The organism is Blastococcus sp. SYSU D00813 (genome assembly GCF_054050735.1).
On sequence record NZ_JBJGZX010000003.1, the window covers coordinates 73828 to 97269 of the forward strand.

Sequence of the window (23442 nt, forward strand, 5' to 3'; positions counted from 1 at the left end):
CGCACCTCTTCCTCGTCGGGTCGTCAGGGGCAGCGGGCAGGGCTGGTCCAGTATTCCCCGGGTTCCACGTGGAACCGGCGGTCAGCGGGCGGAGACCGAGCCCCCGGGCCGGGTCTCGGTGGCGAACTGCATGAGGAACTCGACGATCTCGGTGTGGTGCCGGGCCTGCTTCAGGTCGCGGCCCCACGCGTACATGCCGTGCCGCGCGACGATGAAGGCCGGCACCTGGCCGTCCCACACGGGCTCCCAGGCGGCGGCGATCTCGGCCATGTCCTGGCTGTTGGGGACGACGGGGATGGTCACCGTCTCGTCGTGCGCCCTGCGGCCGATGCCCTTGAGCATCTCCAGGTCGCGCAGCGGCAGGCCGTCGGGGTACCAGTGACCGGCGAGCACCGCGGCCATGCAGTGCACGTGCACGATCGCGTCGGCGCCGGCGTGCGCGGCGATCCGGGCGTGCAGGGCGGCCTCGGCCGAGGGCGGCAGGTCGGGGTCCGGCTGGTCGGGGACGGCCAGGCCGCGCTCGTCGACCACCACCACGTCGCCGCTGGTCAGCTCGCCCTTGTCCAGGCCGCTGACGGTGACCGCCAGCCGCAGCGGGTCGCGGGTGAGCACCACCGAGAGGTTGCCCGACGTGCCGCGCATCCAGCCCATGCCCGCGAAGCGGGCCGACTCGGCGGCCAACGCGCGGCCGGCCGCCTCGAGTGCCGCGCGCGGGATCCCGCCGGCCTCCACCAGCCCGGTCACTGCGCTGCCACCACGTCGAGCTCGGTGAACTCGGCGACGACCGGCACGTCGCCGAAGTCGGCGCCGGCGTTCGGCTCGCCCTCCCGCCGGACGCCGACGACCTGCCAGCCGGCCTCGCGGGCGGCGAAGAGCTCCGCCGGCAGGTCGGAGAGGAACAGCAGCTGCCCGGGCTCGTCGCCGAGGCCCGCCGCGATCGCCGCGTACGAGGACGCCTCGCGCTTCGGGCCGGCCTTGACCGTGTCGAAGTAGTCGGTGACGAGCGGGGTGAGGTCGCCGGCCGGGGCGTGCCGGAACCACGGCACCTGGCTGGCCACCGAGCCGGAGGAGAACACCGCCAGCCGCACTCCGCGGTCGTGCCAGGCCCGCAACCGCGGCACGACGTCGGCGAAGAAGTGCGAGGAGAGCTCGCCGGCGGCGTACCCGGCGGCCCAGATCTGGCCCTGCAGCGTCTTCAGCGGGGTGGCCTTGACGTCGTCGTCCATCCAGCCGTGCAGCACCCGGACCACCTCGTCGGTGCCCGCGTCGGCCGGCAGCCCGCCGTCGGCCTTGGTCTGCGCGACCGCCTCGGCCACGGCCGGGTCGTCGGCGTGCGCGTCGATCCACGGGCCGAGCCGCGGGCGGGCGTGGTCGTAGAGGGTGCCGTGGACGTACCCCGCCGCCCCGGTCGTGCCCTCGATGTCGAGGACGACGGTGCGCGCGGTCAGGCTCAGGGTCACGGAGGGCCAGCCTACCGAGCGGCCGCGTCCGCCCCGCTGGGCGGCGCGGCGTGGTACTCGGCCACGCGGTCGGGCTCGAAGGCCCCCCGGTCGGTGACGATCCGGGTGACGAAGCGCGGCGGGGTCACGTCGAAGGCCGGGTAGTGCCCGCGCTGCACCAGCGGCGACGCCGAGCGGACGCCCAGCACCGACAGCACCTCCTCGCCGTCGCGCTCCTCGATGACGACGTCGGCGCCGGTCGGCGCCTGCGGGTCGGGCGCCTGGACCATCGCGTAGAAGGGGACGTCGAACGCCGTGGCGACGACGGCGTGACCCAGCGTGCCCACCTTGTTGATCACGTGGCCGTCCATCGTCACCCGGTCGGCGGCGGTGACCAGCGCGTCGACGCGGCCCAGGGTGGACGTCGGCGCGAGGACCGCGGCGGCCATCCCGTCGGTGATGAGCGCGACCTCCTGGCCCATCTCGACCAGCGTGTGCGCCGTCAGCCGGGCGCCCTGCAGGTAGGGGCGGGTCTCGGTGGCCACCCAGGTGTAGCGGGTGCCGGCGGCGTCGGCGGCACGGACCAGTTCGATCAGGTAGGCGTCGGCCCAGCAGTGCGTGAGCACGCGGGCGCCGTCGGGCAGCAGCGCCACGGTGTGCGCGGCCAGGGCCGCGCTGCGCGCGCGGTACTCGGCGTCCAGCTCGTGCGCCCCGGCCGCGACGGCCTGGGCGAGTTCCCCGCCGGTCCGCGCGCCGGCGACGTCGGGGCGGACCAGCAGCGCGGCGACGGCGTCGCGGACGGCGTTGTTGGTCGGCCGCGCGCCGGTGAGCGCCGAGCCGGCGGCCAGCAGCGCCGCCCGCGCCTCCTCGACCGGCCGGCCGGCGTGCTGGCGGGCGTCCAGCGCCATCCCGGCCAGCGCGGCGTAGAAGGGGCCGGAGCTCTGGGTGACCATCGCGCGGATCGCCTCGGCCACCTCGACGGCGTCGCGGGCCAGCACCCACTCCTCGCGGGCCGGGAAGACCCGGCGGTCGAGGATGCGGACGCCGTCGTCGGTCAGCCGGACGCTGTCGTCGAGCACCGGCCGCGGCAGGGTGGAGGAGACGGTCACGGGCACCAGTCTCCCCCGCCGGTCAGCCGACGAGCGCGGCCACCGCGGCCGGGGACGGCCCGCCGGCCGCGTCGCGGAACGCCGGCCGGTCCAGCAGCAGGGTCCGCGCCGCACGGAGCACGACGGCGCTGGCGGGGCCGGGGTCGGGCAGCGTCTCCAGGTCGGCGGCGTGCGAGTAGCCGGCCACCCGGCGGACCATCTCGATCGCGGCGAAGCCCAGGGTGTCGTCCCAGACCGAAGCCAGCTGGCGGGCGAGCCAGCCGTCGTCGAGGAAGGTGTCGACCCGGCCGGGCCACCCGGCGTGCCAGGCGCCGGTGAACGCGTCCCACAGCACCCCGGCCTGCCCGGCCCGGTCGGCGGCCTCGGCCGCGTCCCCGAGCGCCGCGCTGCGGGCGGCGGCGACCAGCGCGTTGGCCAGGTACAGCCCGAGGTCCAGCCCGATCGGGCCGACGACGGCGAACTCCGGGTCGATGACCCGCACCACCGCGGCGCCGTCCCGCTCCCCCACCATCACGCTGCCCGAGTGCAGGTCGCCGTGCACCAGCGCCTCGCAGCGCGACCCGAACGCCGCGCGCAGCAGCGAGACCTCGGTGCGCACCGCCGGGTCCGCCCGCAGCGCGGCCACCTCGGCGTCGAGCAGCGGGTGGTTGCTGTTGTTCTCGTGCACGGTGAGCGGCTCCGACAGCAGGTACCGCTCGGTGACCTCTGCGAGCACCGGGTTCACCGAGGCGGCCAGCAGCGCGGCCCGGTCGGCCGCCGAGGAGCCGGCGACGCCGGTGGCGAAGGTGACCCGGCCGACGAGGTCGCCGACCTGCCGCGAGGTGTCGCCGAAGGAGGCGCCGGCGGTCAGCGCGGTGCGCAGCACGGTGAGGTCGGAGAGGTCCTCCATCGTGAACGCGAACCGCTCGGGGTCGACGTCCACCACGGCGGGGGTCTGCTCGGGCGCGAAGCGGGCGAAGGTGGCCAGCGCCCGCGCCTCGACCATCGCCCGCTCGGGGCTCATCGGCACCGACGGGCCCAGCGCCCGGATCCACGGCGGCGCCTGCTTGACCGCGAGCGATCGCCCGCCGCCGTCGGGGACGGCCACGAACACGCGGTTCATGTTCCCGTCGCCGACCTCGCGGACGGTGCCGGTGCTGCCGGGCGGGACGAGGCCGCGGCCGGCCAGGTAGGCCCAGACGTCGCCGGGCTCCAGCACGGTGCTCATCGGGCCGTCGCCGCCCGGGTGCCCGCCAGCACGCCGACGAAGTCGGCGAGGAAGCCGGGGACGTCGACGCCGGTGACCACGGTCGTCGCAGGCGCGGTGCGCGCCTCCTCCTGCGCGAACGGCACGGGCAGGCCGTCGGCCGTCTGCAGCAGGTGGGCCCGGGAGAGCAGCCCGTCGGGGACGACCGCGACCGGGCCGGCCACCGAGGCGGTGATCCAGCGGGGCTCGACGAGCAGCCCCGCGGCCAGGCCGTCCCAGGCCGGGGAGACCCGTCGCCCCCAGGCGTACTGGTAGAAGTCCATGTAGCTCTCCAGGGCCGCGGCGCAGAACTCCCCCACCGGCGTCCCGCTGCGGTGCAGCACCTGCACGGCGGACTCGTCGACGATCGTCTGCCCGCCCACGTTCACCCCGACCATGACCAGCTCGCTGCGCGGTGCGGCGAACACCGCGCGGGCCGCGGCCGGGTCGTTGCTCACGTTGGCGTCGACGGTCTGCGTGACCCCCAGCGGCGGGAACGGGCCCGAGCCGCCCATCAGCACCGTCGACCGGAACTTCGTGAGCACCAGCGGGTCGAGCTCCAGCGCCAGCGCGAGGTTCGTCAGCGGGCCGAGCGGCAGCAGGTCGTACTCCCCCGGCGCCGCGTTCGCGAGCTCCACCAGGTGCTCGGCCGACGTCCGCGCGACGACGTGCGGGCTCGGCCGGTCCAGGCCGAGGTCACCCATGCCGTCGTCCCCGTGCACGTAGGGCGCCAGGTGCGCGGGCCGGCCGTCGACCGGGCCGGCCGCGCCGGCGGCGACGGGCACCTCGGAGAGGCCGGCCAGGCGCATGACGTAGCCGATGTTGAGCAGCGCGTCGTCGACCGAGCAGTTGCCGAACACCGAGGTGACGGCGCTGATCTCGACGTCGGCGCGGCCGGCCAGCCACAGCAGGGCCAGGGCGTCGTCGATCCCGGTGTCGGTGTCGACGACGACCTTCCGGCGGGGTGCGGTCAACGGGTCTCCTCGGGGTGCGCGACGGCCTCGGGGTGGGCGGCGCTCTCCGCGGCGAGGGGGTCGGCGGCGCGCAGCCGGCGACGCACGCGGATACGGGAGAGCACCAGCACCACCAGGGTGACCAGGTAGGGGGCGGCGTCGGTGAGCTGCTGGGGCAGGCCGATGCCCTGCAGCCGGAAGCCCCACGCCTCCGCCGCGCCGAACAGCAGGCAGGCGCCGAGCACCCACAGCGGCCGGTTGACCGCGAGCATCACGGCGGCCACGGCCACCCAGCCGCGGCCGGCGGTCATGTTCTCGGTGAACGCGGTGACCGTGCCCAGCGACAGCTGCGCGCCGCCCAGCCCGCACAGGGCGCCGGCGACCAGCACCGTCACGCGCTGGTAGCGGCCCACGGGCACGCCCAGGCTCGTCGCGGCCTCGGGGTGCTCCCCCACCCCGCGCAGCCGCAGCCCCACCGCGGTGCGCGACAGGAACAGCGACAGGACGACGGCGAGCACGACCGCCAGCGGCACGAGCACGGTGGCCCGCCCGAGGACGTCGCCGAGCACCGGGACGCCGTCGAGCACGTCGAGGTCGGGCAGCCCCTGCAGGCCCTGCGGGGCGAAGGTGCCGGTGGCGTCGAGCGCCTCGCGCATGACGAACCCGGTCGCGCCCAGGGCGAGCAGGTTCATGCCGACCGCCACGATGATCGGGTCGGCCCGCCAGGTGACGGCGCCGACCGCGAGCACGAGGCTGAGCACGGCGCTGGACGCGGTCGCCGCCAGCACGCCCAGCCACGGGCAGCCGGTCCACCAGCTGACCGCCACGGCGGTGAAGGCGCCCCACAGCAGCTGGCCCTCGAGGGCGATGTTGAAGACGCCGGCCCGGCCGCACAGCGCCCCGCCGAGCGCGGCGTACAGCACCGGCGCCGCCGAGGTCAGGACGGCGGCGACGAACGCCAGGTTGAGCACGTCCACGTCAGGCCCTCCCCCCGGCCGCGCGCCGGGCCCGGGCGGCGAGCCAGCGGGCGGCCAGCACCCGCAGCGCCAGCACGAGGATGACGACGGCCTGCAGCACCTGGCCGAGCTGGCGCGGCACGTCGACGTCCCGCTCCATGCCCGCGGCACCCACCGACAGGACCGTGAACAGCGCCGCGGTGAGCGGCAGCAGCGCCGGCCGGCCGCCGGCCAGCAGCGCGGCGGCCACGCCGGCGAAGGTGTAGCCGGGCGCGGTCAGCGCGTCGTCGATGAACCGGAACGGCTGGCTCATCACGATCACCGCGCCGGCCAGGCCCGCGACGGCGCCGGCCGAGGCGAGCGTGCCCAGGGTGAGCCGGGGCACCGAGAGGCCGCCGTAGGCGGCGAAGCCGCGGTTGGCGCCGGCCACCCGGATCTCGTAGCCGACGGGCGTGCGGGCGTCGACGTAGACGGCGACCAGCAGGACGGCGACGACGAGCACCAGCCCGGCGTTGGTGTAGCTCATGCCGGGGAAGGCCGGCAGGTGCGCGGCGTCGGGCAGCCGCTCGGTCTGCGGGACCGGCGAGCCCTCCTCGGCCATCGGGTAGCGCACCAGGTACGAGGCGAGGGCGACCATCGGCGTGCTCAGCAGCAGCGTCGAGATGATCACCGGCACGCCGGCGCGGGTCGACAGCGGCGCGGAGACCGAGGCCAGCGCCCCGCCGGCCAGCATCCCGGCGACCACGCACAGCGGCAGGAGCAGCGCCGCGGGCCCGGGCACGTACAGGGCGACGGCGGCCGCGGCGATCCCGCCGGCCACCAGCTGCCCGTCGCCGCCGAGGTTGTACTCCCCCATCCGCGCCGGGACGGCGAACGCCAGCGACATCGCGAGGATCGCGGTGAACCCGGCGACGGCGAAGTCGATGTTGCTGACGCTCAGGGCGCCGCGGACCATCGCGTCGTAGCCGCGCACCGGGTCGACCCCGGCCGCGAGCATGACCACCGCGCCGACGAGCACGGCCACCGCCACCGCGCCGAGCGGGACCAGGGCGGCCGGGGCGACCAGCCGCAGCCGCTGCGCCAGCGCCGTCACGCCGCTCCCCCCGTGGCCGTCGCGCCCGCCGGGGCCGACGCCTGCACCATCGCCGCGCCCAGCACCTCCTCGGTGGCGTCGGCGGCGTCGAGCTCCGCCGTCACCGCGCCGTCCAGCATCACCAGCACCCGGTCCGCGAGCGCCCGCAGCTCGCTGATCTCGTAGGAGACCAGCAGCACCGCGCCGCCGCGGGCGCGGTAGTCCAGCAGCAGCCGGTGGATCTCCTCCCCCGCGCCGACGTCGACGCCCTGGGTCGGCTGCTCCACCACGAGCAGCGGCGCCTCGTGGTGCAGCTCGCGGGCGAGCACCACCTTCTGCGCGTTGCCGCCCGACAGCGAGCTCAGCGGCACGGCGGTGCCGGCGGTCTTCACGCCGAGGCGGGTGACCAGCTCGGCGGCCTGGCTGCGCAGGGCGCGGGGGGACAGCCGGCCGCGGCGGCCGATCGGCGCGCTGCGGTGGTGGCCGAGGGCGAGGTTGTCGGCCACCGACAGCGCCGCGGCGGTGCCCACGCCGGGCCGGTCCTCGGGCACGTAGGCGATCCCGAGCCGGCGCCGCTCGCGGACACCGAGGCCGGCGAGGTCCCGGCCGTGCAGCCGCACGGTGCCCGCCTCGGGGGTGCGCAGGCCGACGACGGACTCGACGAGCTCGCGCTGGCCGTTGCCCGAGACCCCGGCGATGCCGACGACCTCGCCGGGGCGCACCTGCAGGGAGACGTCCTGCACGCGGCTGGCGCCGGGCGCGGCCGACATCCGCAGGCCGCTCACCTGGAGCACCGGGTCGGCGGCGGCGACGCCGCGCGGGTTGACGGCGGGGACCAGCCCGCGCCCGATCATCGCCTCGACGACCTCGCCGGCGGTGGTCTGCGCCGTGGTGAGCCGGGCGGTCACGACGCCGTCGCGCAGCACCGTGACCCGGTCGGTGCCCTCGAGCACCTCGCGGACCTTGTGGGTGACCAGGGCGACCGTCGTCCCCTGCGCGGCCATCCGGCGGACGACGGCGAACAGCGAGTCGACCTCGCCGGGGGTCAGCACGGCGGTCGGCTCGTCGAGGATGAGCACCTCGGCCTGCCGGTGCAGGGCCTTGAGGATCTCCACCCGCTGCCGGACGCCGAGCGGGAGGGTGTCGACGCGGGCGGCGGGGTCGACGTCCAGGCCGATGCGGGCCGACAGCTCCTCCACCCGGCGCTCGGCGGCCCGCCGGTCCAGCACGCCGAAGCGGCGCGGCTCAGCGCGGTAGACGACGTTCTCGGCCACGCTCAGCGAGCCGAACAGCCGGAAGTGCTGGTGCACCATGCCCAGGCCCGCGCCGATGGCGTCGAGCGGGGAGGACAGCCGCACCTCGCGGCCGTCGCGCAGCACCTGGCCGGCGTCGGGCCGGTGCAGGCCGTAGAGCACCGACATCAGGGTGGACTTGCCGGCCCCGTTCTCCCCGACCACGGCGTGCACCGTGCCGCGCTCGAGGACGAGGTCCACGCCGTCGACGGCGACGACCGGGCCGAAGCGCTTGGTGATGCCGCGCAGCTCGGCCGCGGGGGGAGCCCCCGCGGCCGAGTGCGCGTCGGTCGTGCCGGTCATCCAGCGGCCGGGTCGTCCACGGTGATCGTGCCGTCGATGATCTGCTGCCGGACGCCCTCGAGCTGCTCGACGACCTCGGGCCGGTCGGCGATGAGGCAGCCGGACCCGGCGAGGTCGTCGGCGAAGGCGGTCAGGCCCACGCCGTCCTCGGCCAGGCCGTAGACCTGCGAGCCGCCGGTGTCGCCGTCCAGGATCGAGCGGACCGACTCGGCGAGCGCGACGTCGACGTTCTTCAGCACGTTGTCCACGACCTGGCCCGGGGCCGAGCCGCACTCGTTGACGTCGACGCCGTAGGCCTGGAAGCCGCCGGCCGCGGCGACCTCGAAGGCGCCGACGTTGCTGCCGGAGGCCGCGAGCAGCACCTGGTCGGCGCCGCCGTCGGCGAGCACCTGGGCCTGGGCGCCGCCGCGGGCCGGGTCACCGAAGGGGTTGTCGCCACCGACGAACAGCGGGGTGGAGGTCACCTGCGGGTTCACGCTCTGCGCGCCGGCGAGGAAGGGGTCGACCCAGCGGCGGATGAACGGCGTGTCCAGCGCCGCGACGACGCCGATCCGGTCGGTCTGGGTGAGCAGCCCGGCCTCGACACCCGCGAGGTAGGCCGCCTCGTGCTCGCGGAAGGCGGCGCAGGTGACGTTCTCCGGCTGCGGGTCCGGGCAGCCGTCGACGAGCAGGAACTGCTGGTCGGGGTTGTCGGTGGGCACCGTCGCGAAGGCGTCCTCGAGCGAGAAGGTCAGCCCGATGATGATGTCGGGCTGCTCGCGGACCGCGGCCTCGACGTTCTGCTGGATCGACGTCGGGTCCTGGCTCTCGAAGACGTCGAGCTCGAGCCCCTCCTCCTCGGCGACGCGCTCGGCGCCCTCGACGGCGAGCTCGAGGAAGTTGTTGCCCCCGACCGGGTTCGGGGTGATCACGATGATGGAGCCGGCGGAGTCGCCGCCGTCGCCGCTCCCCCCGCCGGAGTCGCTGTCGGCGCACGCGGTCAGGCCGGCGAGGGCCACGAGGGCGACGGCGGGCAGCCGTCCCCGGCGGCGGCTGTGGACGAGGGTCATCTCGGCTCTCCCTGGGAGCGGGCGCAGCGGTGTGCGCGGTCGGTCGGTGCGACACCGCGACCGGTCCGGCCGGAGGGGGGCGGCGTCGGCGACCACCGGAGACCTCCTCGTCCTTACCGGGACACGGTGCCCAGGTCTGGTCGTCACCCGGAGCACCCCGCGACGGAGAGGGTTGCCGGCCAGCGAGCCGGGGCTTGACGCTGGCACTCAGGACCGTCGGGGAGTCTAAGACACCGCCCCCGTGGCCTGGGAGACTGGCCACCGTGACCCTGCCGCGCGCCGCGCTGACCGAGCGCATGCAGCCGTTCGCCACCACGGTGTTCGCCGAGATGTCCGCGCTGGCCGTGCGCACCGGGGCGATCAACCTGGGGCAGGGCTTCCCCGACACCGACGGCCCGGCCTCGCTGCTCGAGGACGCCGTGGGCGCCATCCGCGGCGGCGTCAACCAGTACCCGCCGGGGCCGGGGGTCCTGGAGCTGCGCGAGGCGGTCGCCGCCCACCAGGCGCGCTTCCGCGGGCTGCGGGTCGACCCGGACGACGTCCTGGTGACCGTCGGCGCCACCGAGGCGATCGCCGCCGCGGTGCTGGCGCTGACCACCCCGGGCGACGAGGTGGTCACCTTCGAGCCCTACTACGACAGCTACGCCGCGACGGTCGCGCTGGCCGGGGCCACCCGCCGCACCGTCGTCCTCCGCTCGCCGGGCTTCGCCGTCGACGAGGCGGCGCTGCGGGCGGCGTTCTCCGACCGCACCCGCGTCGTCCTGCTGAACACCCCGCACAACCCCACCGGCAAGGTGTTCACCCGCGCCGAGCTGGAGCTGGTCGCGGAGCTGGCGGCCGAGCACGACGCGGTGGTGGTCGCCGACGAGGTCTACGAGCACATGACCTACGGCGTCCCGCACGTGCCGATCGCGTCGCTGCCGGGGATGGCCGAGCGGACGCTGACCATCTCCTCGGCCGGCAAGACGTTCTCGGTGACCGGCTGGAAGGTCGGCTGGGTGCACGGGCCGCGCGAGCTGGTGTCCGCCGTCCGGGCGGTGAAGCAGTTCCTGACCTTCGTGGGCAGCGGGCCCTTCCAGCCGGCGGTGGCCAGGGCGCTGGCGCTGCCCGACGAGTACTTCGACGGCCTGCGGGCCGACCTCGTCCGCAAGCGCGACCTGCTCGTCGCCGGCCTCGAGGCGGCAGGCTTCGCCGTCAACCGGCCCGACGGCACGTACTTCGTGACCGCCGACGCCGCTCCCCTCGGCTACACCGACTCGATGGCGCTGTGCTGGGACCTGCCGGAGCTGGCCGGCGTGGTCGGGGTGCCCGTGCGGGTCTTCCACGACGACCAGGACGCCGCGCCGTCGCTCGTGCGCTTCGCGTTCTGCAAGCAGGACGCCGTCCTCACCGAGGCCGCCGAGCGGCTGGCCGCGCTCGGCGCCCGCCTGGCGCGCTGACGGCGGGCCCCGGCGCCGTTGCCGGGGCCCGCCGCGCTCAGCGGCCCGCTCAGTAGGTGAAGCGGCCGACCGTGCTGCGCAGGTCCGAGGCCATCCGCGACAGCTCGTCGACGGCGGTGCGGGTCTGGGTGAGCGCCTGGGTGGTCGACTCCGCTGCGGTGGAGACGCCGGTGATGTTGTCGGCGATCTGCCCCGAGCCCTGCGCGGCCTCGGCCACCGAGCGGGCCATCTCGTTGGTCGTGGCCGTCTGCTCCTCCACCGCGCTGGCGATGGTGGTCTGCCGGTCGGAGATCTGGGCGACGATCTGCGAGATCTCCCCGATCGCCGCCACCGCCGCCGTGGTGTCGCCCTGGATGGCCTGCACCCGGCGGGCGATGTCCTCGGTCGCCTTCGCCGTCTCCTGGGCCAGCTCCTTGACCTCGTTGGCCACCACGGCGAAGCCCTTGCCCGCCTCGCCGGCGCGGGCGGCCTCGATCGTCGCGTTGAGCGCCAGCAGGTTCGTCTGCTCCGCGATGCTGGTGATGACCTTCACCACGTTGCCGATCTCGGCCGACGACTCGCCCAGCTTTGCCACCGTCGCCGTCGTCGTCTCCGCGGCGCTCACAGCCCGGGACGCGACCTCCGAGGCCTCCGCCGCGTTCGTGGCGATCTCCCGGATCGACGCGCCCATCTGCTCGGCACCGGCGGCCACGGTCGCGACGCTGCGCGACACCTCCTCCGCGGCGCCGGCCACGACGCCGGACTGGGCCGAGGTCTCGTTCGCCGACGCCGAGATCTGCGCCGAGGACGCCGACAGCTCCTCCGACGACGCCGCCACCGCGTCCGCGGCGCCCACGACCGTGGACATCACGCCGCGCAGGCTCTGCTGGGCGGAGTCGAGCGCCGCGGCCATGCGGCCCACCTCGTCCGCGCTGTCGACGTGGACCCGGACGGTGAGGTCGCCGGCGGCCAGGGCCTCGGCGGAGCGCTGCACGGACTGCACGTCGCGCACCAGGCGGCGCACCACGACGACGGTCAGCCCGACGGCGAGGACGACGGCGGTCAGCGCGGTGGCCAGGAGCAGCGTGATGGCGCTGCTCGCCTCGTCGGCGCTCGCGGCGTTGCGGGCGGCCGCCTCGGCGGACTGGGCGACGCCCTCCTCCTCCAGACCGTCGGCGATGTCGGTCAGCAGCGGGCTGGAGACCTCGCGGTAGACCTGGGCGTAGAGGGCCAGGTCGCCGCTGTCGGCGGCCGGGAACAGCTGGCCGGCGCTGGTGCTGAGGAACTCCTCGCGGGCGGTCTCGTACTTGTCGATCGCCGCCTGGTCCACCACGTAGGGCTGGTACTCGGCCAGGGCGGCCTCGACGTCGGCGTTCTTCTCCTCCATCTCGCCGAGCAGCTCGAGGCGGCGCTCGGGGTCGGAGACCGCGTACTCGAGGACCCGGGCACGGTGGGCGGCGGTGGCCCGCTGCACGGCCGAGAGGGCGTTGAGCGGCTGGAGGTTCTCGGCGTAGATGCGCTCCTGCCCGTCGCGCATCTCGCCGATGCGCTGCACGGCGAGCAGGTTGGTCCCGAGGACGACGACGGCGAGCAGACCGACGACCGCGCCGATCTTGACGCCGATCGGGCGGTCGGCGAACCAGCGGCCCCGGCGCCCGGGACGGGCGGAGGGCGGAGGAACGGACATCTCTCACTCCTGCTGAAGAAAATTGAACCGGCTGCCCGGTGCGCGTGGACCTGGTTCGCCGCGCAGGGAGAGGGTGAGCCATTCCGGCCCTCCCCGTGCAGGAATGGCGGGCGTGTCGTACGTGGTCCGCCCAGAATTGTCGGTGAACACATTCCCCGGGTCGACATGGCGCCATTCCCGGCCGCCGCGCCCGAGGGCGACGGAGGCGAGGACGCCGGACGGGAGGCCTTCCCGCGCGCACCGGCCCTGGTCGCGACGACCGATCCGGGTGCGGTCGAGACCACGGAGTGGTCCTCTCCCTGCGGAGCGCACAGGAGCGCCCGGCCGGGTGGCCGGGCGCTCCTGGGGGACCCCGTCGGTGAGACGGGCGGCGGCCATGCCGAGGGCTGTCGGCGCGGGTGCCGGGGACACGGCGGCGGGCGGCCGGCGGGACGTCCCCGCCGACCGCCCACCCGGTCCTCAGTAGGTGAAGCCGGCGACCGCGCTGCGCAGCTCGGCGGCCATGCGGGAGAGCTCGTCCACCGCGGTGCGCGTCTGGGTCAGCGCCTGCGTGGTGGAGTCGGCCGCGGCGGACACCCCGGTGATGTTCTCGGCGATCTGACCCGACCCCTGCGCGGCCTCACCGACCGACCGGCTCATCTCGCTGGTCGTGGCGGTCTGCTCCTCCACCGCGCTGGCGATGGTCAGCTGGAAGTCGTTGATCTGCCCGATGACCGTGCTGATCCGGCCGATGGCCGCCACGGCGCCGGTGGTGTCGTGCTGGATGGCGTCGACGCGGCGGGCGATGTCCTCGGTCGCCTTCGCCGTCTCCTGCGCCAGCTCCTTCACCTCGTTGGCCACCACGGCGAAGCCCTTGCCCGCCTCACCGGCCCGCGCCGCCTCGATGGTGGCGTTCAGCGCCAGCAGGTTGGTCTGCTCCGCGATCGAGGTGATGACCTTGACGACGTCGCCGATCTCGCGGGAGGACTCGCCCAGCTTGGTGATCTGCCCCGTCGTCGCCTCGGCCTCGGCCACCGCCGCGGCCGCCACGCGGGCCGCCTCGTTGGCGTTCTGCGAGATCTCGCGGATCGAGGCGCCCATCTGCTCCGCGCCGGCCGCCACGGTCTGCACGTTCCGGCTGACCTCCTCGGCCGCCGAGGAGACCACCCCGGACTGGGCCGAGGTCTCCTCCGCCGACGCCGAGATCTGCGCCGAGGACGCCGACAGCTCCTCCGACGACGCCGCGACCGCGTCGGCCGCGCCGGCCACGCCCGACAGCACGCCGCGCAGGCTGTCCTGCGCCGCCCCCAGCGCCTGCGCCATGCGGCCGAGCTCGTCCTGGCTGGTCACCTCGGGCGCGACGGTCAGGTCACCGCGGGCCAGGGCCTCCACCGAGCCCTGCACCGACCGGACGGTCCGGACGATCTGCCGGACGACGTACACGGCCAGGCCCGCGGCCAGCAGGACGCCCGCGGCCAGGAAGGCCCACAGCGTGGTGACGGCGGAGCCGGCGATGTCGCTCGCGTGGTCGGTGGCCTCCTGGCCGGCGCCGACGCGGCGCTCCTGCATGCCCGCGTAGGCGTCCATGATCACGTCCGAGGCCGCCTGCAGCGGGCCGGTGACGACCTGGCCGGCCAGCGCGACGTCCCCCGCCGCGGCGGCCGCGACGAGCTGGGTGTCGGCGACGGTGTAGTAGTCGTCGAGGTACCCGCGGAACTCCTCGAACGCCTCGCGGTTCACGGTGACCGCCGCGTAGGCGTCGAGCTGGGCGAGGAGGGTCTCCCGGCGCTCGGCCAGGTCGCCGCGGATCTCGGCCTGCGTCTCGGCGGGGACCAGCGCCAGGGAGTTGTACCGCGAGCGGTCGCCCTGCCAGGAGCGCTGGATGTCCGACAGGTCCGACAGCGTGCCGACGTTGTCGTTGATGTCGCCGGCGGCGCTCTCGAGGGTGTGGATCCGCGAGACGGCCAGGACGGTCATCGCGACGGCGACGAGCGCGAGCGCGGCGATGGCGGCGCCGATCTTGACCGCGACGGGCCGGTCGGCGAACCAGCGGGTGCGCCGGACGGCGCCGGGGAGGGGAGTGGCCTTCACGGGTGGTGCTCCTGGTGTCGTTCCGCGTGGGGGAGGAGCGCCGCCGGCCGCCGCGCTGCGGTTCTCGGGGCGCGGGGGAATGATGCGACACGGAAATGCCTCACCAGCAATTCCGCACGGCGTGTCCGACCGTGTTCCGGAATCAGTCCGGTGACCTCCCCGCACCCGTCTCCATGTCGACAGGCAATGTCGACAGGCAATGGCGGGACGGGCCGGTCGGAAATGGTCCGGGAATGGCGGGAGCGCGGAACCGGACGTCCGGTTCCGCGCTCCCGCGGTGTGCTCGTACCCGCCGACGGCGCCTCACCAGGTGAAGCGGCCCACCGCCCCCCGCAGGTCGGCGGCCATGCGCGACAGCTCGTCCACCGCGACCCGGGTCTGGGTCAGCGCCTGCGTCGTCGTCTCCGCGGCGGTGGAGACGCTGGTGATGTTGTCGGCGATCTGCTCCGACCCGCCGGCGGCCTCGGAGACCGACCGCGACATCTCGCTGGTGGTCGCCGTCTGCTCCTCCACCGCGCTGGCGATGGTGGTCTGCCGGTCGGAGATCTGGGCGACGATCTGCGAGATCTCCTCGATCGCGGTCACCGCGGCGGTCGTGTCGCCCTGGATGGCCTGCACGCGGCGGGCGATGTCCTCGGTCGCCTTCGCCGTCTCCTGCGCCAGCTCCTTGACCTCGTTCGCCACGACGGCGAAGCCCTTGCCCGCCTCCCCGGCGCGGGCGGCCTCGATCGTGGCGTTCAGGGCCAGCAGGTTCGTCTGCTCGGCGATGCTGGTGATCACCTTCACCACGTTGCCGATCTCGGCCGAGGACTCGCCCAGCTTGTTCACCGTCGCGGTGGTGGCCTCCGCGGCGCTCACCGCGCGCATGGCCACCTCCGAGGCCTCCGCCGCGTTCTGCGAGATCTCCCGGATCGAGGCACCCATCTGCTCGGCGCCCGCGGCGACGGTCGCCACGCTGCGCGAGACCTCCTCCGCGGCGGAGCTGACCACGCCGGACTGCGCCGAGGTCTCCTCCGCCGACGCCGAGATCTGCGCCGAGGACGCCGACAGCTCCTCCGACGACGCCGCCACCGCGTGCGCCGAGGCGGCCACGCCGGCCATCACCTCGCGCAGGTTGGCCTGCGCCGCGTCGAGGGCGCCGGCCATCTGACCGACCTCGTCGCGCGAGGTCACCTCGGCCGAGACGGTCAGGTCACCGGCCGACAGCGCCTGGAGGGCCAGCTTGACCCGCTGCAGCGGACGGGTGACCGACCGGCTGATCAGCCAGCTGATGGCGAGGATGGCGACGACCGCGGCGATCGCGACGCCCAGCGCGATGCGCTCGGACCGCGCGATGGTGTCGGTCAGGCCCTGCTCGGCGGCCGTCCGGGCCGCGGCCAGCTCGTCCTTGGCGGCGCTCACGGCACCGTCGGTGAGGTCGTTGGCGGCCTGGATGTCCTCCCAGCGCAGCCGGGTGGCGGCCTGGTCGGCGACCGCGCCGTCGACGAACACGGAGATGGCGGCGGTGTAGTCGCCGAAGCTCGACTCCAGGTCGGCCACGGCCTCGGCGGCCGCGCCCTCGAGCTCGATGGCCCCCAGCTCGGTGAGGATGCCCTCCGGGGTGGCGATGTCCTCGGCGAGCTCCGCGAGCTGCTCGGCGGGCACGTCGCGCACCAGCGCCTTGAAGCCGTCCACCTTCAGCTCGCTGGCCCGGGTGTCGAGCTGCAGCACGAGCGTCTCGGCGTCGGCGAGGTCCTGCAGCCGGGCCGTCGCGTCCCGAACGGTGCTGTTGCCGACGAGCACCGCGGTGAGCAGGCCGGCGAAGGCGAGGACGACGACGCCGACGAGGACGCCGAACTTGACGGCCAGCGGCCGGTCGGCGAACCAGCCGCCGGTGCGACGGGGAGGCGGGGGGAGGGCGGGAACGGTCATGGGGGCTCCAGGGCAGACGGCGGGTCGAGCCCGGTGATCGTTGTACGGACTCCACTCATCCCGACGCGTGCGCCCCCGTCAGTGACGGAATCGTCGTGTTTGCCCGGGCTCACCACCCGCGGGGCTGTCGACCTGTCGACGCGGACGACGGTGACCCCGCCGGGGCCCGCCGGCGTCCCCGCAGCTGAGCCGCGCGGGACCGGGGGAGGGGAGCGGACCGCGCGGTCCGAGTCGACAACGGGGGAGCGGTCACCCCGGGCGGCGCGGCGACACGCCCGGCCGGCTCAGCCGCCGGAGCGGGCCAGGGCGGCGTCGAGCGCGGTGAGCACGGCGAGGGCGCCGGGCAGGTCGTCGACGCGGGCGCGCGCCACGGTCTCCCCCGGGCCGACCTTGACGCCGACGTCGTCGGGCCCCAGCACGGCGAAGGCGTCCTCGTCCGTGACGTCGTCCCCCAGGTACAGCACCGCGGCGGCCCCGAGCTCCTCGCGCAGGCGGCGCACCGCGCTGCCCTTGTCCGCGTCGGTGACGGCGAGCTCGAGGACGTCCTTGCCGGGCTTGCGGGTGATGACCGGGTCGGCCAGCTCGTCGGCGCGGGCCAGCAGCGCGGCCGCGGCGACCCGGTCGGTGACCGGCCGGACGTGCACGGCCACGCTCGCCGGCTTCACCTCCAGCCGGGCCCCGGGCACTGCCGCGACCTCCGGGGCGAGCAGCGCGGCGAGGGCGTCGCGGCGCTCGGCCGGCTCCCCGGTGACGGGCCCGTCGAACTCGGCGCCGTGGCTGCCGACGAACCGGTAGGGCCCGGTGAGCCCGCTGGTGGCCCGCAGGTCGGCCACCCCCCGGCCGCTGACGAGTGCCACGGTGACGCCGTCGTGGGCGGCCAGCCGGGCCAGCGCCTCGGCGACCCCGGCCTCGGGGACGGCGGCGGAGGGGTCGTCGCGCAGGCGGGCCAGCACGCCGTCGTAGTCGCTGGCGACCAGCAGCGGGCGGCGGGCGGCCAGCCGGAGGAGGGCGGCGGCGAGCTCGCCGGGGAGGCCGTCGGGGCCCACGCTCAGACCTGCGCCTTCAGCGCGTCGAAGAACGACGACGCCCAGTGGTCGAGGTCGTTGCGGAACAGGTGCCGGCGCATGGCCTTCATCCGCTTGGCGCTCTCCTCCGGCTCGATCCGCAGCGCGCGGACCAGCTGGTTCTTCACCCCGGCGATGTCGTGCGGGTTGACCAGGAACGCCTGCTTCAGCTCGGCGGCGGCGCCGGCGAACTCCGACAGCACCAGGGCGCCGCCGAGGTCGCCGCGGGCGGCGACGTACTCCTTGGCCACGAGGTTCATGCCGTCGCGGTAGGGCGTCACGAGCATGACGTCGGCGGCGCGGTAGAGGGCCACCAGCTCCTCGCGCGGCACCGACTGGTTGATGTAGTGCACCGCCGGGCCGCCCAGGCTGCCGAAGACGCCGTTGATGTGGCCGACCTGCTGCTCGATGGTCTCGCGCATGTGCACGTAGTGCTCGACGCGCTCGCGGCTGGGCGTGGCCACCTGCACGAAGACGGTGCTCGGCGCCTCGACCACGCCGTCCTCCAGCAGCTCCTGGAAGGCGTTGAGCCGGACGGCGATGCCCTTGGTGTAGTCGAGCCGGTCGACCCCCAGGATGATCTTCTCCGGGTCGCCGAGCTCCTTGCGGATCTCCGCCGCCCGGGCGCCGACCTCGGGCGAGCTCGCCAGCCGGTCGAAGGCCTCGACGTCGATGGAGATGGGGAAGGCCCGCGCCGTGACGGTCCGCCCGTCGTACTGGATCACGTCCTTGCGGGTGGGCAGGTCGTGCAGCCGGCGGGCGAGCTGCACGAAGTTGCTCGCCGCGCTGGGCAGCTGGAAGCCGACCAGGTCGGCGCCGAGCAGGCCCTCCACGATCGCCGACCGCCAGGGCAGCTGGGTGAACAGCTCGTAGGGCGGGAACGGGATGTGCAGGAAGAACCCGATCGTCAGGTCGGGACGGCGCTGGCGCAGCATCGCCGGCACCAACTGCAGCTGGTAGTCGTGCACCCACACGATCGCGCCCTCGCCGGCCACCTCGGCGGCGCGGTCGGCGAACCGCTTGTTGACCTGCACGTAGGTGTCCCACCAGGTGCGGTGGTACTCGGGCTTCTCGACCACGTCGTGGTACAGCGGCCACAGCGAGGCGTTGGACATGCCCTCGTAGTAGCGGTCGACCTCCTCCTCGGAGAGCTCGACCGGGATGAGCGACATGCCGCCGGACTCGAACGGCTCCGGCGCCTCGCCGGCCGAGCCCGACCAGCCGACCCAGGCGCCGCCGCGGCCGGCGACGAAGGGCTCCAGCGCGGTGACCAGCCCGCCGGGGCTGCGCTGCCAGCGGACGGTGCCGTCGGCGTCGGTGACCTGGTCGACGGGGAGGCGGTTGGCCACGACGACCACCGGGCTCTCCGCCCGCGTCTGGTGCTCCGGGGATTCGGCCATACCGCCCGCGACCCTACCGACCCGGCACCGTCCAGGGAGCGGCGGCCACGGCGTACCCGGCGGCCGCGACGCCCAGCCCGAGGACGACGGTCGCGCCCACGTACGCGGCCGCGCGGCCGACGGCGCGCTCCTCGACCAGCCGGACGACGTCCCCGCCGAAGGTGGAGAAGGTGGTCAGCGTCCCGCAGAAGCCGGTGCCGACTAGGGCCACGAGCCAGGCCGGGGCGTCCCGGGCGCCGAGCAGCAGCCCGAGGACGAGCGACCCGGCCACGTTGACCGCGAGCGTCCCCAGCACGCTGCCGCGGCCCCGCCGGGCGACCGCCACCCGCTCGGCCAGCAGCCGCAGCGGCGCGCCCACGACGGCGCCGAGGACGACCAGCAGCACGGTCACGCGACCCCGCCTCCGGCCGCCGGCACCCGCCCGCGCCGGCCGATCGCGACCCCGGCGGCCGCGGCCAGGACCCCTCCGGCGACCGACGCGACCACGTAGCCCGCGGCTCCCGCCCACGCGCCGTCGTCGGCCAGCCGGACGGCGTCCACCGCGAAGGTCGAGTACGTGGTGTACCCGCCGAGCACGCCGGTGCCCAGCAGCGGACGCAGCCACGGGCGGCCGGGGAACCGGGGGAGGACCGCGCCGAGCAGCAGCCCGAGCAGCAGGCAGCCGGTCAGGTTGACCAGCAGCGTCGCCCAGGGCCAGCCGCCGGGGGAGGCGGGCAGCGCCGTCCCCACGCCCAGGCGCGCCAGCGCCCCGAGGGCCCCGCCCAGCGCCGCCAGCAGGTACGCGGTCACCGGAGCCGCCCGGGTGCGCGGAGCGGCCCCGGGCGACTCCCCGGGGGCCTCACCGGCGGCGGGTCTCGGGGAAGAGCAGGTCGACGAAGCGGGCGGCCGTCGGCTGCGGCTCGTGGTTGGCCAGCCCGGGGCGCTCGTTGGCCTCGATGAAGACGTAGTCGGGGCCGTCGACCGCGGGCACCAGGAAGTCGATGCCGGTCACCGGGATGCCCAGCGCCTCGGCCGCCCGGACCGCCGCCTCGGCGATCTCGGGGTGCAGCCGGTCGGTGACGTCCTCGATCGTGCCGCCGGTGTGCAGGTTCGCCGTCCGCCGGACCTGGACCCGCTCGCCTCGCGGGGGGACGTCGTCCATGGCGTACCCGGCCTCGGCGACGACCTCCGCGGTCGTGTCGTCCAGCGGGATGCTCGACTCCCCGCCGGTGGCGCGCTCCCGCCGCCGGCTGGTCGAGCGCACGAGGTCGGCCACCGGCTGGCGCCCGTCCCCGATCACCTCGGCGGGCCGCCGGACGGCGGCGGCCACCACCTGCCGGTCGATGACGACGACCCGCAGGTCCTCCCCGGGCACCAGCTCCTCGACCAGCACGTCGGGGCAGAACTGCAGCGCCAGCCGCACCGCCTTCTCGAGCGCGGCCTCGTCCTGCACGCCGACGGTGATGCCCCGCCCCTGCTCGCCGCGGGCCGGCTTCACCACGACCGCCTCGACCGCGCCCATGAGCGCGCGGGCGTCGTCCAGGTCCCCCTCGCGGGCGAGCGCGCCCTGGGCGACGCGGACGCCGGCCCGGCGCATGATCCGGCGGGTGACGCGCTTGTCGTCGCAGCGGCTCATGGCCACGGCGCTGGTGAACTCCGACAGCGACTCGCGGGTCAGCACCGAGCGGCCGCCCAGGGTCAGCCGCATCTCGCCCCACTCGGCGTCGGTCACCTCGACGCGGATCCCGCGGCGCAGCGCCTCCTCGGCGATGATCGTCGCGTAGGGGTTGAGCTTGTCCAGCCCCGGCGGCCGCGAGGCGAACAGCGGCGTGTTGATGGGGTTCTTGCTCTTGACGCAGACCGCGGGCACGCGGGCGAAGCCGAGCTTGCGGTAGAGCGTGATGGCGGGCTTGTTGTCGTGCATGACCGACAGGTCGAGGTACGCGCGGCCGCGGGCGACGTAGCGCTCGGCCAGCACGCGCACCAGCGCCTCGCCGGTGCCGGGAGGGGCGTCCTGCTTGTCGGCGACCAGGCACCAGAGGCTGGTGCCGCCCTCCGGGTCGCCGAAGGCCAGCACGTGGTCGACGCCGGTCACCGTGCCGACGATCCTGCCCGTGCGGGTGTCCTCGGCGACCAGGTACGTGAAGGTCCGGGTGCGGTGGTTGGCCCACATCAGGTCCGGGTCGGCGGCGACCATGCCGTTGCGGGCGTAGAGGTCGTCGATGACCTCCATCTCCGCCTGCGAGGTCACCGTCCGCACGAAGACGCCGCGGATGACGTCGGGCCGCGGCCGGTACCGGTGCAGGTCGAGCCGGTAGGTGAGCGAGGGGTCGATGAACAGCTCGTCGGGCGCCATCCCGACCAGCACCTGCGGGTCGCGCGGGTAGACGCAGATGTCGCGCCGGCCGGTCTCCTCGGCGCGCAGCGCGTGCACGATGTCGTCGAGCTCGCGGAACGTCTGCCCGAACACGAGCCGTCCCCAGCCCAGGTCGAGCACGACGTCGGTGGCCATGCCCTCCAGCTCGTGGGCGGAGGGCTGGTGCCAGGACCGGCTGGTGAGCTCGGGGGTGGACGGGACGGGACGGCGCCGGTGGCCGGCCAGCCGTGGAGTCACGGTGTCGGTTCCTCTCTCAGACCCCGTGGTTCTGCAGCCAGAGCTCCAGCAGCCCGAGCTGCCACAGCTTGTTCCCCCGCAGCGGCGTGAGCTCGCCGTTCGGGTCGCCGAGCAGGCCCTCGACGTACTCCGGCCGGAACAGGGCCCGCTCCCGGGCCGCGTCGCTGCTCAGCGCGTCGCGGACCAGGTCGAGCACCTTGCCCTCCAGGTGGGTGATCGCCGGCACCGGGAAGTAGCCCTTGGGCCGGTCGATGACCTCCGGCGGGATGATCCGGCGGCCGATGGCCTTGAGCACGCCCTTGCCGCCGTCGGCCAGCTTCAGCTCCGGGGGGCAGGCGGCGGCGAGCTCCACCAGGTCGTGGTCGAGGAAGGGCACGCGGGCCTCGAGGCCCCACGCCATGCTCATGTTGTCCACCCGCTTGACCGGGTCGTCGACGAGCATGACCTCGCTGTCCAGCCGCAGCCCGGCGTCCACCGCGGTCTCCGCACCCGGCGCCTCCATGTGCGCGGCCACGAACGCCCGGCTGACGTCCTCGTCGAGCGCGTACCGCTGCGAGACGACCTGCAGCAGCTCGGCGTGCGTGCGGTCGAAGAACGCCGCCGCGTAGCGGTCCACGGCCTCGCCGCGGGGGACGCCGGCCAGCGGCGGGTACCAGTGGTAGCCGGCGAAGACCTCGTCGGCGCCCTGACCGGACTGCACCACCCGGATGGACTGGCTGACCCGCTCCGACAGCAGGTCGAAGGCGACGACGTCGTGGCTGACCATCGGCTCGGCCATGGCACCGATCGCGTGGCCGAGCGCGCCGGCGAGCTCGTCGGAGCCGACGCGGATGCGGTGGTGGTCGGTGGCGAACCGCTCGGCGATGACGTCGGAGTACTGGAACTCGTCGCCCTCGCGGCCACCGACCGACTCGAAGCCGATGCTGTAGGTGGCCAGGCCGGTCTGCCCCTCCTGGGCGAGCAGGCCGACGATCAGGCTGGAGTCCAGGCCGCCGGACAGCAGCACGCCGACCGGGATGTCGGCCACCAGCCGCCGGCGGACGGCGACGCGCAGCGCCTCCTCGATGGCGTCCTCCCAGTCGCGGGAGGACCAGTTCGCGTGCTCGGCGCGGCGCTCGTAGGCCGGCGCCCAGTAGCGGTGCTCGCGGCTGGTGCCGTCGGCCTCGACGACCCGGACGGTGGCCGGGGGGAGCTTGCGGACGCCGTTGAGGATCGTCCGGGGCGCCGGGACGACGGCGTGCCAGGTCAGGTAGTGGTGCAGCGCGACCGGGTCGATGGAGGTGTCGATGTCAGGGGAGTGGCCCCCGGCGCGCAGCAGCGCGGGCAGCGTGGAGGCGAACCGCAGCCGGCCCGGCGTCTCGGCGAGGTAGAGCGGCTTGATGCCCAGCCGGTCGCGGGCCAGGACCACGCGGCCGGTGTCGCGCTCGTGGACGACGAACACGAACATGCCGTGCAGGTGGTCGACGACGTCGGTGCCCCAGTGGTGGTAGCCCTTGAGGATCACCTCGGTGTCGGAGGTGGAGAAGAAGCGGTAGCCGTGGCCCTCGAGCTCGGCGCGCAGCTCCTTGTAGTCGTAGATGCAGCCGTTGAAGACCGCGGTCAGGCCCAGCTCGTTGTCGACCATCGGCTGCCCGCCCGCGGCGGACAGGTCGATGACCGAGAGCCGGCGGTGCCCGAAGGCCACCCGGCCGGCGCTCCACATGCCCTGGCCGTCGGGTCCGCGGGGGACCAGCTGGTCCACCATCCGCGCGACGGCGGTGGTGTCGGCGAGGGTGCCGTCGAACCTGATCTCGCCGGAGAGGCCGCACATGCGAAACGATCTAACCCGCGTGTGCGCGCCCCCGCGACGCGAGCCCGGCGCGTCGTGAGCGGCGTCACGGCGGTTCCACGTGGAACGCCGT

The 23442-nt window shown here is 75.1% G+C and carries 19 protein-coding genes and 1 riboswitch; of the genes, 1 reads left to right on the top strand and 18 read right to left on the bottom strand.

Annotation, left to right across the window (positions count from 1 at the left end; genetic code table 11):
- Window positions 1–81 precede the first annotated feature (81 nt).
- From mtnB to ACI8AX_RS03000, 9 genes are read right to left on the bottom strand one after another with little or no spacing between them, the layout of a single operon-like run.
- The gene (gene mtnB, locus ACI8AX_RS02960; RefSeq protein WP_456548303.1) at window positions 82–744 is read right to left on the bottom strand and encodes a methylthioribulose 1-phosphate dehydratase; all 663 of its coding nucleotides are present in this window, start codon (window positions 742–744) and stop codon (window positions 82–84) included.
- Window positions 741–1460 (bottom strand): acireductone synthase, encoded by a 720-nt coding sequence (gene mtnC, locus ACI8AX_RS02965; RefSeq protein ID WP_456548304.1) that lies wholly within the window; start codon window positions 1458–1460, stop codon window positions 741–743. Before mtnC ends, mtnB begins: the two co-directional genes overlap by 4 nt.
- Window positions 1461–1471: 11 nt before the next feature.
- Window positions 1472–2548 carry a methylthioribose-1-phosphate isomerase gene (locus ACI8AX_RS02970; protein ID WP_456548305.1) on the bottom strand — a complete coding sequence of 359 codons (1077 nt, stop codon included), beginning with the start codon at window positions 2546–2548 and terminating at the stop codon, window positions 1472–1474.
- 22 nt (window positions 2549–2570) lie between these two features.
- A complete protein-coding gene (gene mtnK, locus ACI8AX_RS02975; protein WP_456548306.1) occupies window positions 2571–3755 on the bottom strand; it encodes an S-methyl-5-thioribose kinase in 1185 nt (394 codons plus the stop codon).
- Window positions 3752–4747, bottom strand: coding sequence for a nucleoside hydrolase (locus tag ACI8AX_RS02980; protein WP_456548307.1), 996 nt, complete (start codon window positions 4745–4747; stop codon window positions 3752–3754). The genes mtnK and ACI8AX_RS02980 overlap by 4 nt, the downstream gene beginning before the upstream one ends.
- Window positions 4744–5703 carry an ABC transporter permease gene (locus ACI8AX_RS02985; RefSeq protein ID WP_456548308.1) on the bottom strand — a complete coding sequence of 320 codons (960 nt, stop codon included), beginning with the start codon at window positions 5701–5703 and terminating at the stop codon, window positions 4744–4746. The genes ACI8AX_RS02980 and ACI8AX_RS02985 overlap by 4 nt, the downstream gene beginning before the upstream one ends.
- Window position 5704: 1 nt before the next feature.
- The gene (locus ACI8AX_RS02990) at window positions 5705–6775 is read right to left on the bottom strand and encodes an ABC transporter permease (RefSeq protein WP_456548309.1); all 1071 of its coding nucleotides are present in this window, start codon (window positions 6773–6775) and stop codon (window positions 5705–5707) included.
- Window positions 6772–8349: an ABC transporter ATP-binding protein gene (locus tag ACI8AX_RS02995; RefSeq protein WP_456548310.1), complete on the bottom strand. Its 1578-nt coding sequence runs from the start codon at window positions 8347–8349 to the stop codon at window positions 6772–6774. Before ACI8AX_RS02995 ends, ACI8AX_RS02990 begins: the two co-directional genes overlap by 4 nt.
- On the bottom strand, window positions 8346–9398 hold the full coding sequence (locus ACI8AX_RS03000) for a BMP family ABC transporter substrate-binding protein (protein WP_456548311.1): 1053 nt from the start codon (window positions 9396–9398) through the stop codon (window positions 8346–8348). The genes ACI8AX_RS02995 and ACI8AX_RS03000 overlap by 4 nt, the downstream gene beginning before the upstream one ends.
- 104 nt (window positions 9399–9502) lie before the next feature.
- Window positions 9503–9613, bottom strand: a riboswitch (SAM riboswitch).
- A gap of 48 nt (window positions 9614–9661) precedes the next feature.
- Here ACI8AX_RS03000 and ACI8AX_RS03005 point away from each other — a divergent pair.
- A complete protein-coding gene (locus ACI8AX_RS03005) occupies window positions 9662–10837 on the top strand; it encodes a pyridoxal phosphate-dependent aminotransferase (protein WP_456548312.1) in 1176 nt (391 codons plus the stop codon).
- 49 nt (window positions 10838–10886) lie between these two features.
- Here ACI8AX_RS03005 and ACI8AX_RS03010 read toward each other — a convergent pair whose 3' ends face one another.
- The 9 genes from ACI8AX_RS03010 to ACI8AX_RS03050 form a co-directional block, all read right to left on the bottom strand.
- On the bottom strand, window positions 10887–12503 hold the full coding sequence (locus tag ACI8AX_RS03010; RefSeq protein WP_456548313.1) for a methyl-accepting chemotaxis protein: 1617 nt from the start codon (window positions 12501–12503) through the stop codon (window positions 10887–10889).
- Window positions 12504–12962: 459 nt separating this feature from the next.
- A complete protein-coding gene (locus ACI8AX_RS03015; RefSeq protein ID WP_456548314.1) occupies window positions 12963–14573 on the bottom strand; it encodes a methyl-accepting chemotaxis protein in 1611 nt (536 codons plus the stop codon).
- Window positions 14574–14876: 303 nt separating this feature from the next.
- Window positions 14877–16484: a methyl-accepting chemotaxis protein gene (locus tag ACI8AX_RS03020; RefSeq protein ID WP_456548315.1), complete on the bottom strand. Its 1608-nt coding sequence runs from the start codon at window positions 16482–16484 to the stop codon at window positions 14877–14879.
- Between the two features lie 284 nt (window positions 16485–16768).
- On the bottom strand, window positions 16769–17530 hold the full coding sequence (gene otsB, locus ACI8AX_RS03025; protein WP_456548316.1) for a trehalose-phosphatase: 762 nt from the start codon (window positions 17528–17530) through the stop codon (window positions 16769–16771).
- A gap of 2 nt (window positions 17531–17532) precedes the next feature.
- Entirely contained in the window at window positions 17533–18948 is a 1416-nt protein-coding gene (locus ACI8AX_RS03030) for an alpha,alpha-trehalose-phosphate synthase (UDP-forming) (RefSeq protein WP_456548317.1), read from the bottom strand.
- Window positions 18949–18961: 13 nt separating this feature from the next.
- A complete protein-coding gene (locus ACI8AX_RS03035; RefSeq protein ID WP_456548318.1) occupies window positions 18962–19339 on the bottom strand; it encodes a fluoride efflux transporter FluC in 378 nt (125 codons plus the stop codon).
- Window positions 19336–19737 carry a CrcB family protein gene (locus ACI8AX_RS03040; RefSeq protein ID WP_456548319.1) on the bottom strand — a complete coding sequence of 134 codons (402 nt, stop codon included), beginning with the start codon at window positions 19735–19737 and terminating at the stop codon, window positions 19336–19338. Before ACI8AX_RS03040 ends, ACI8AX_RS03035 begins: the two co-directional genes overlap by 4 nt.
- Window positions 19738–19786: 49 nt before the next feature.
- Complete coding sequence (gene ngg / locus ACI8AX_RS03045) at window positions 19787–21541, bottom strand: N-acetylglutaminylglutamine synthetase (protein ID WP_456548320.1); 1755 nt, start codon at window positions 21539–21541, stop codon at window positions 19787–19789.
- 16 nt (window positions 21542–21557) lie between these two features.
- Window positions 21558–23351 (bottom strand): N-acetylglutaminylglutamine amidotransferase, encoded by a 1794-nt coding sequence (locus ACI8AX_RS03050; protein WP_456548321.1) that lies wholly within the window; start codon window positions 23349–23351, stop codon window positions 21558–21560.
- Window positions 23352–23442 lie beyond the last annotated feature (91 nt).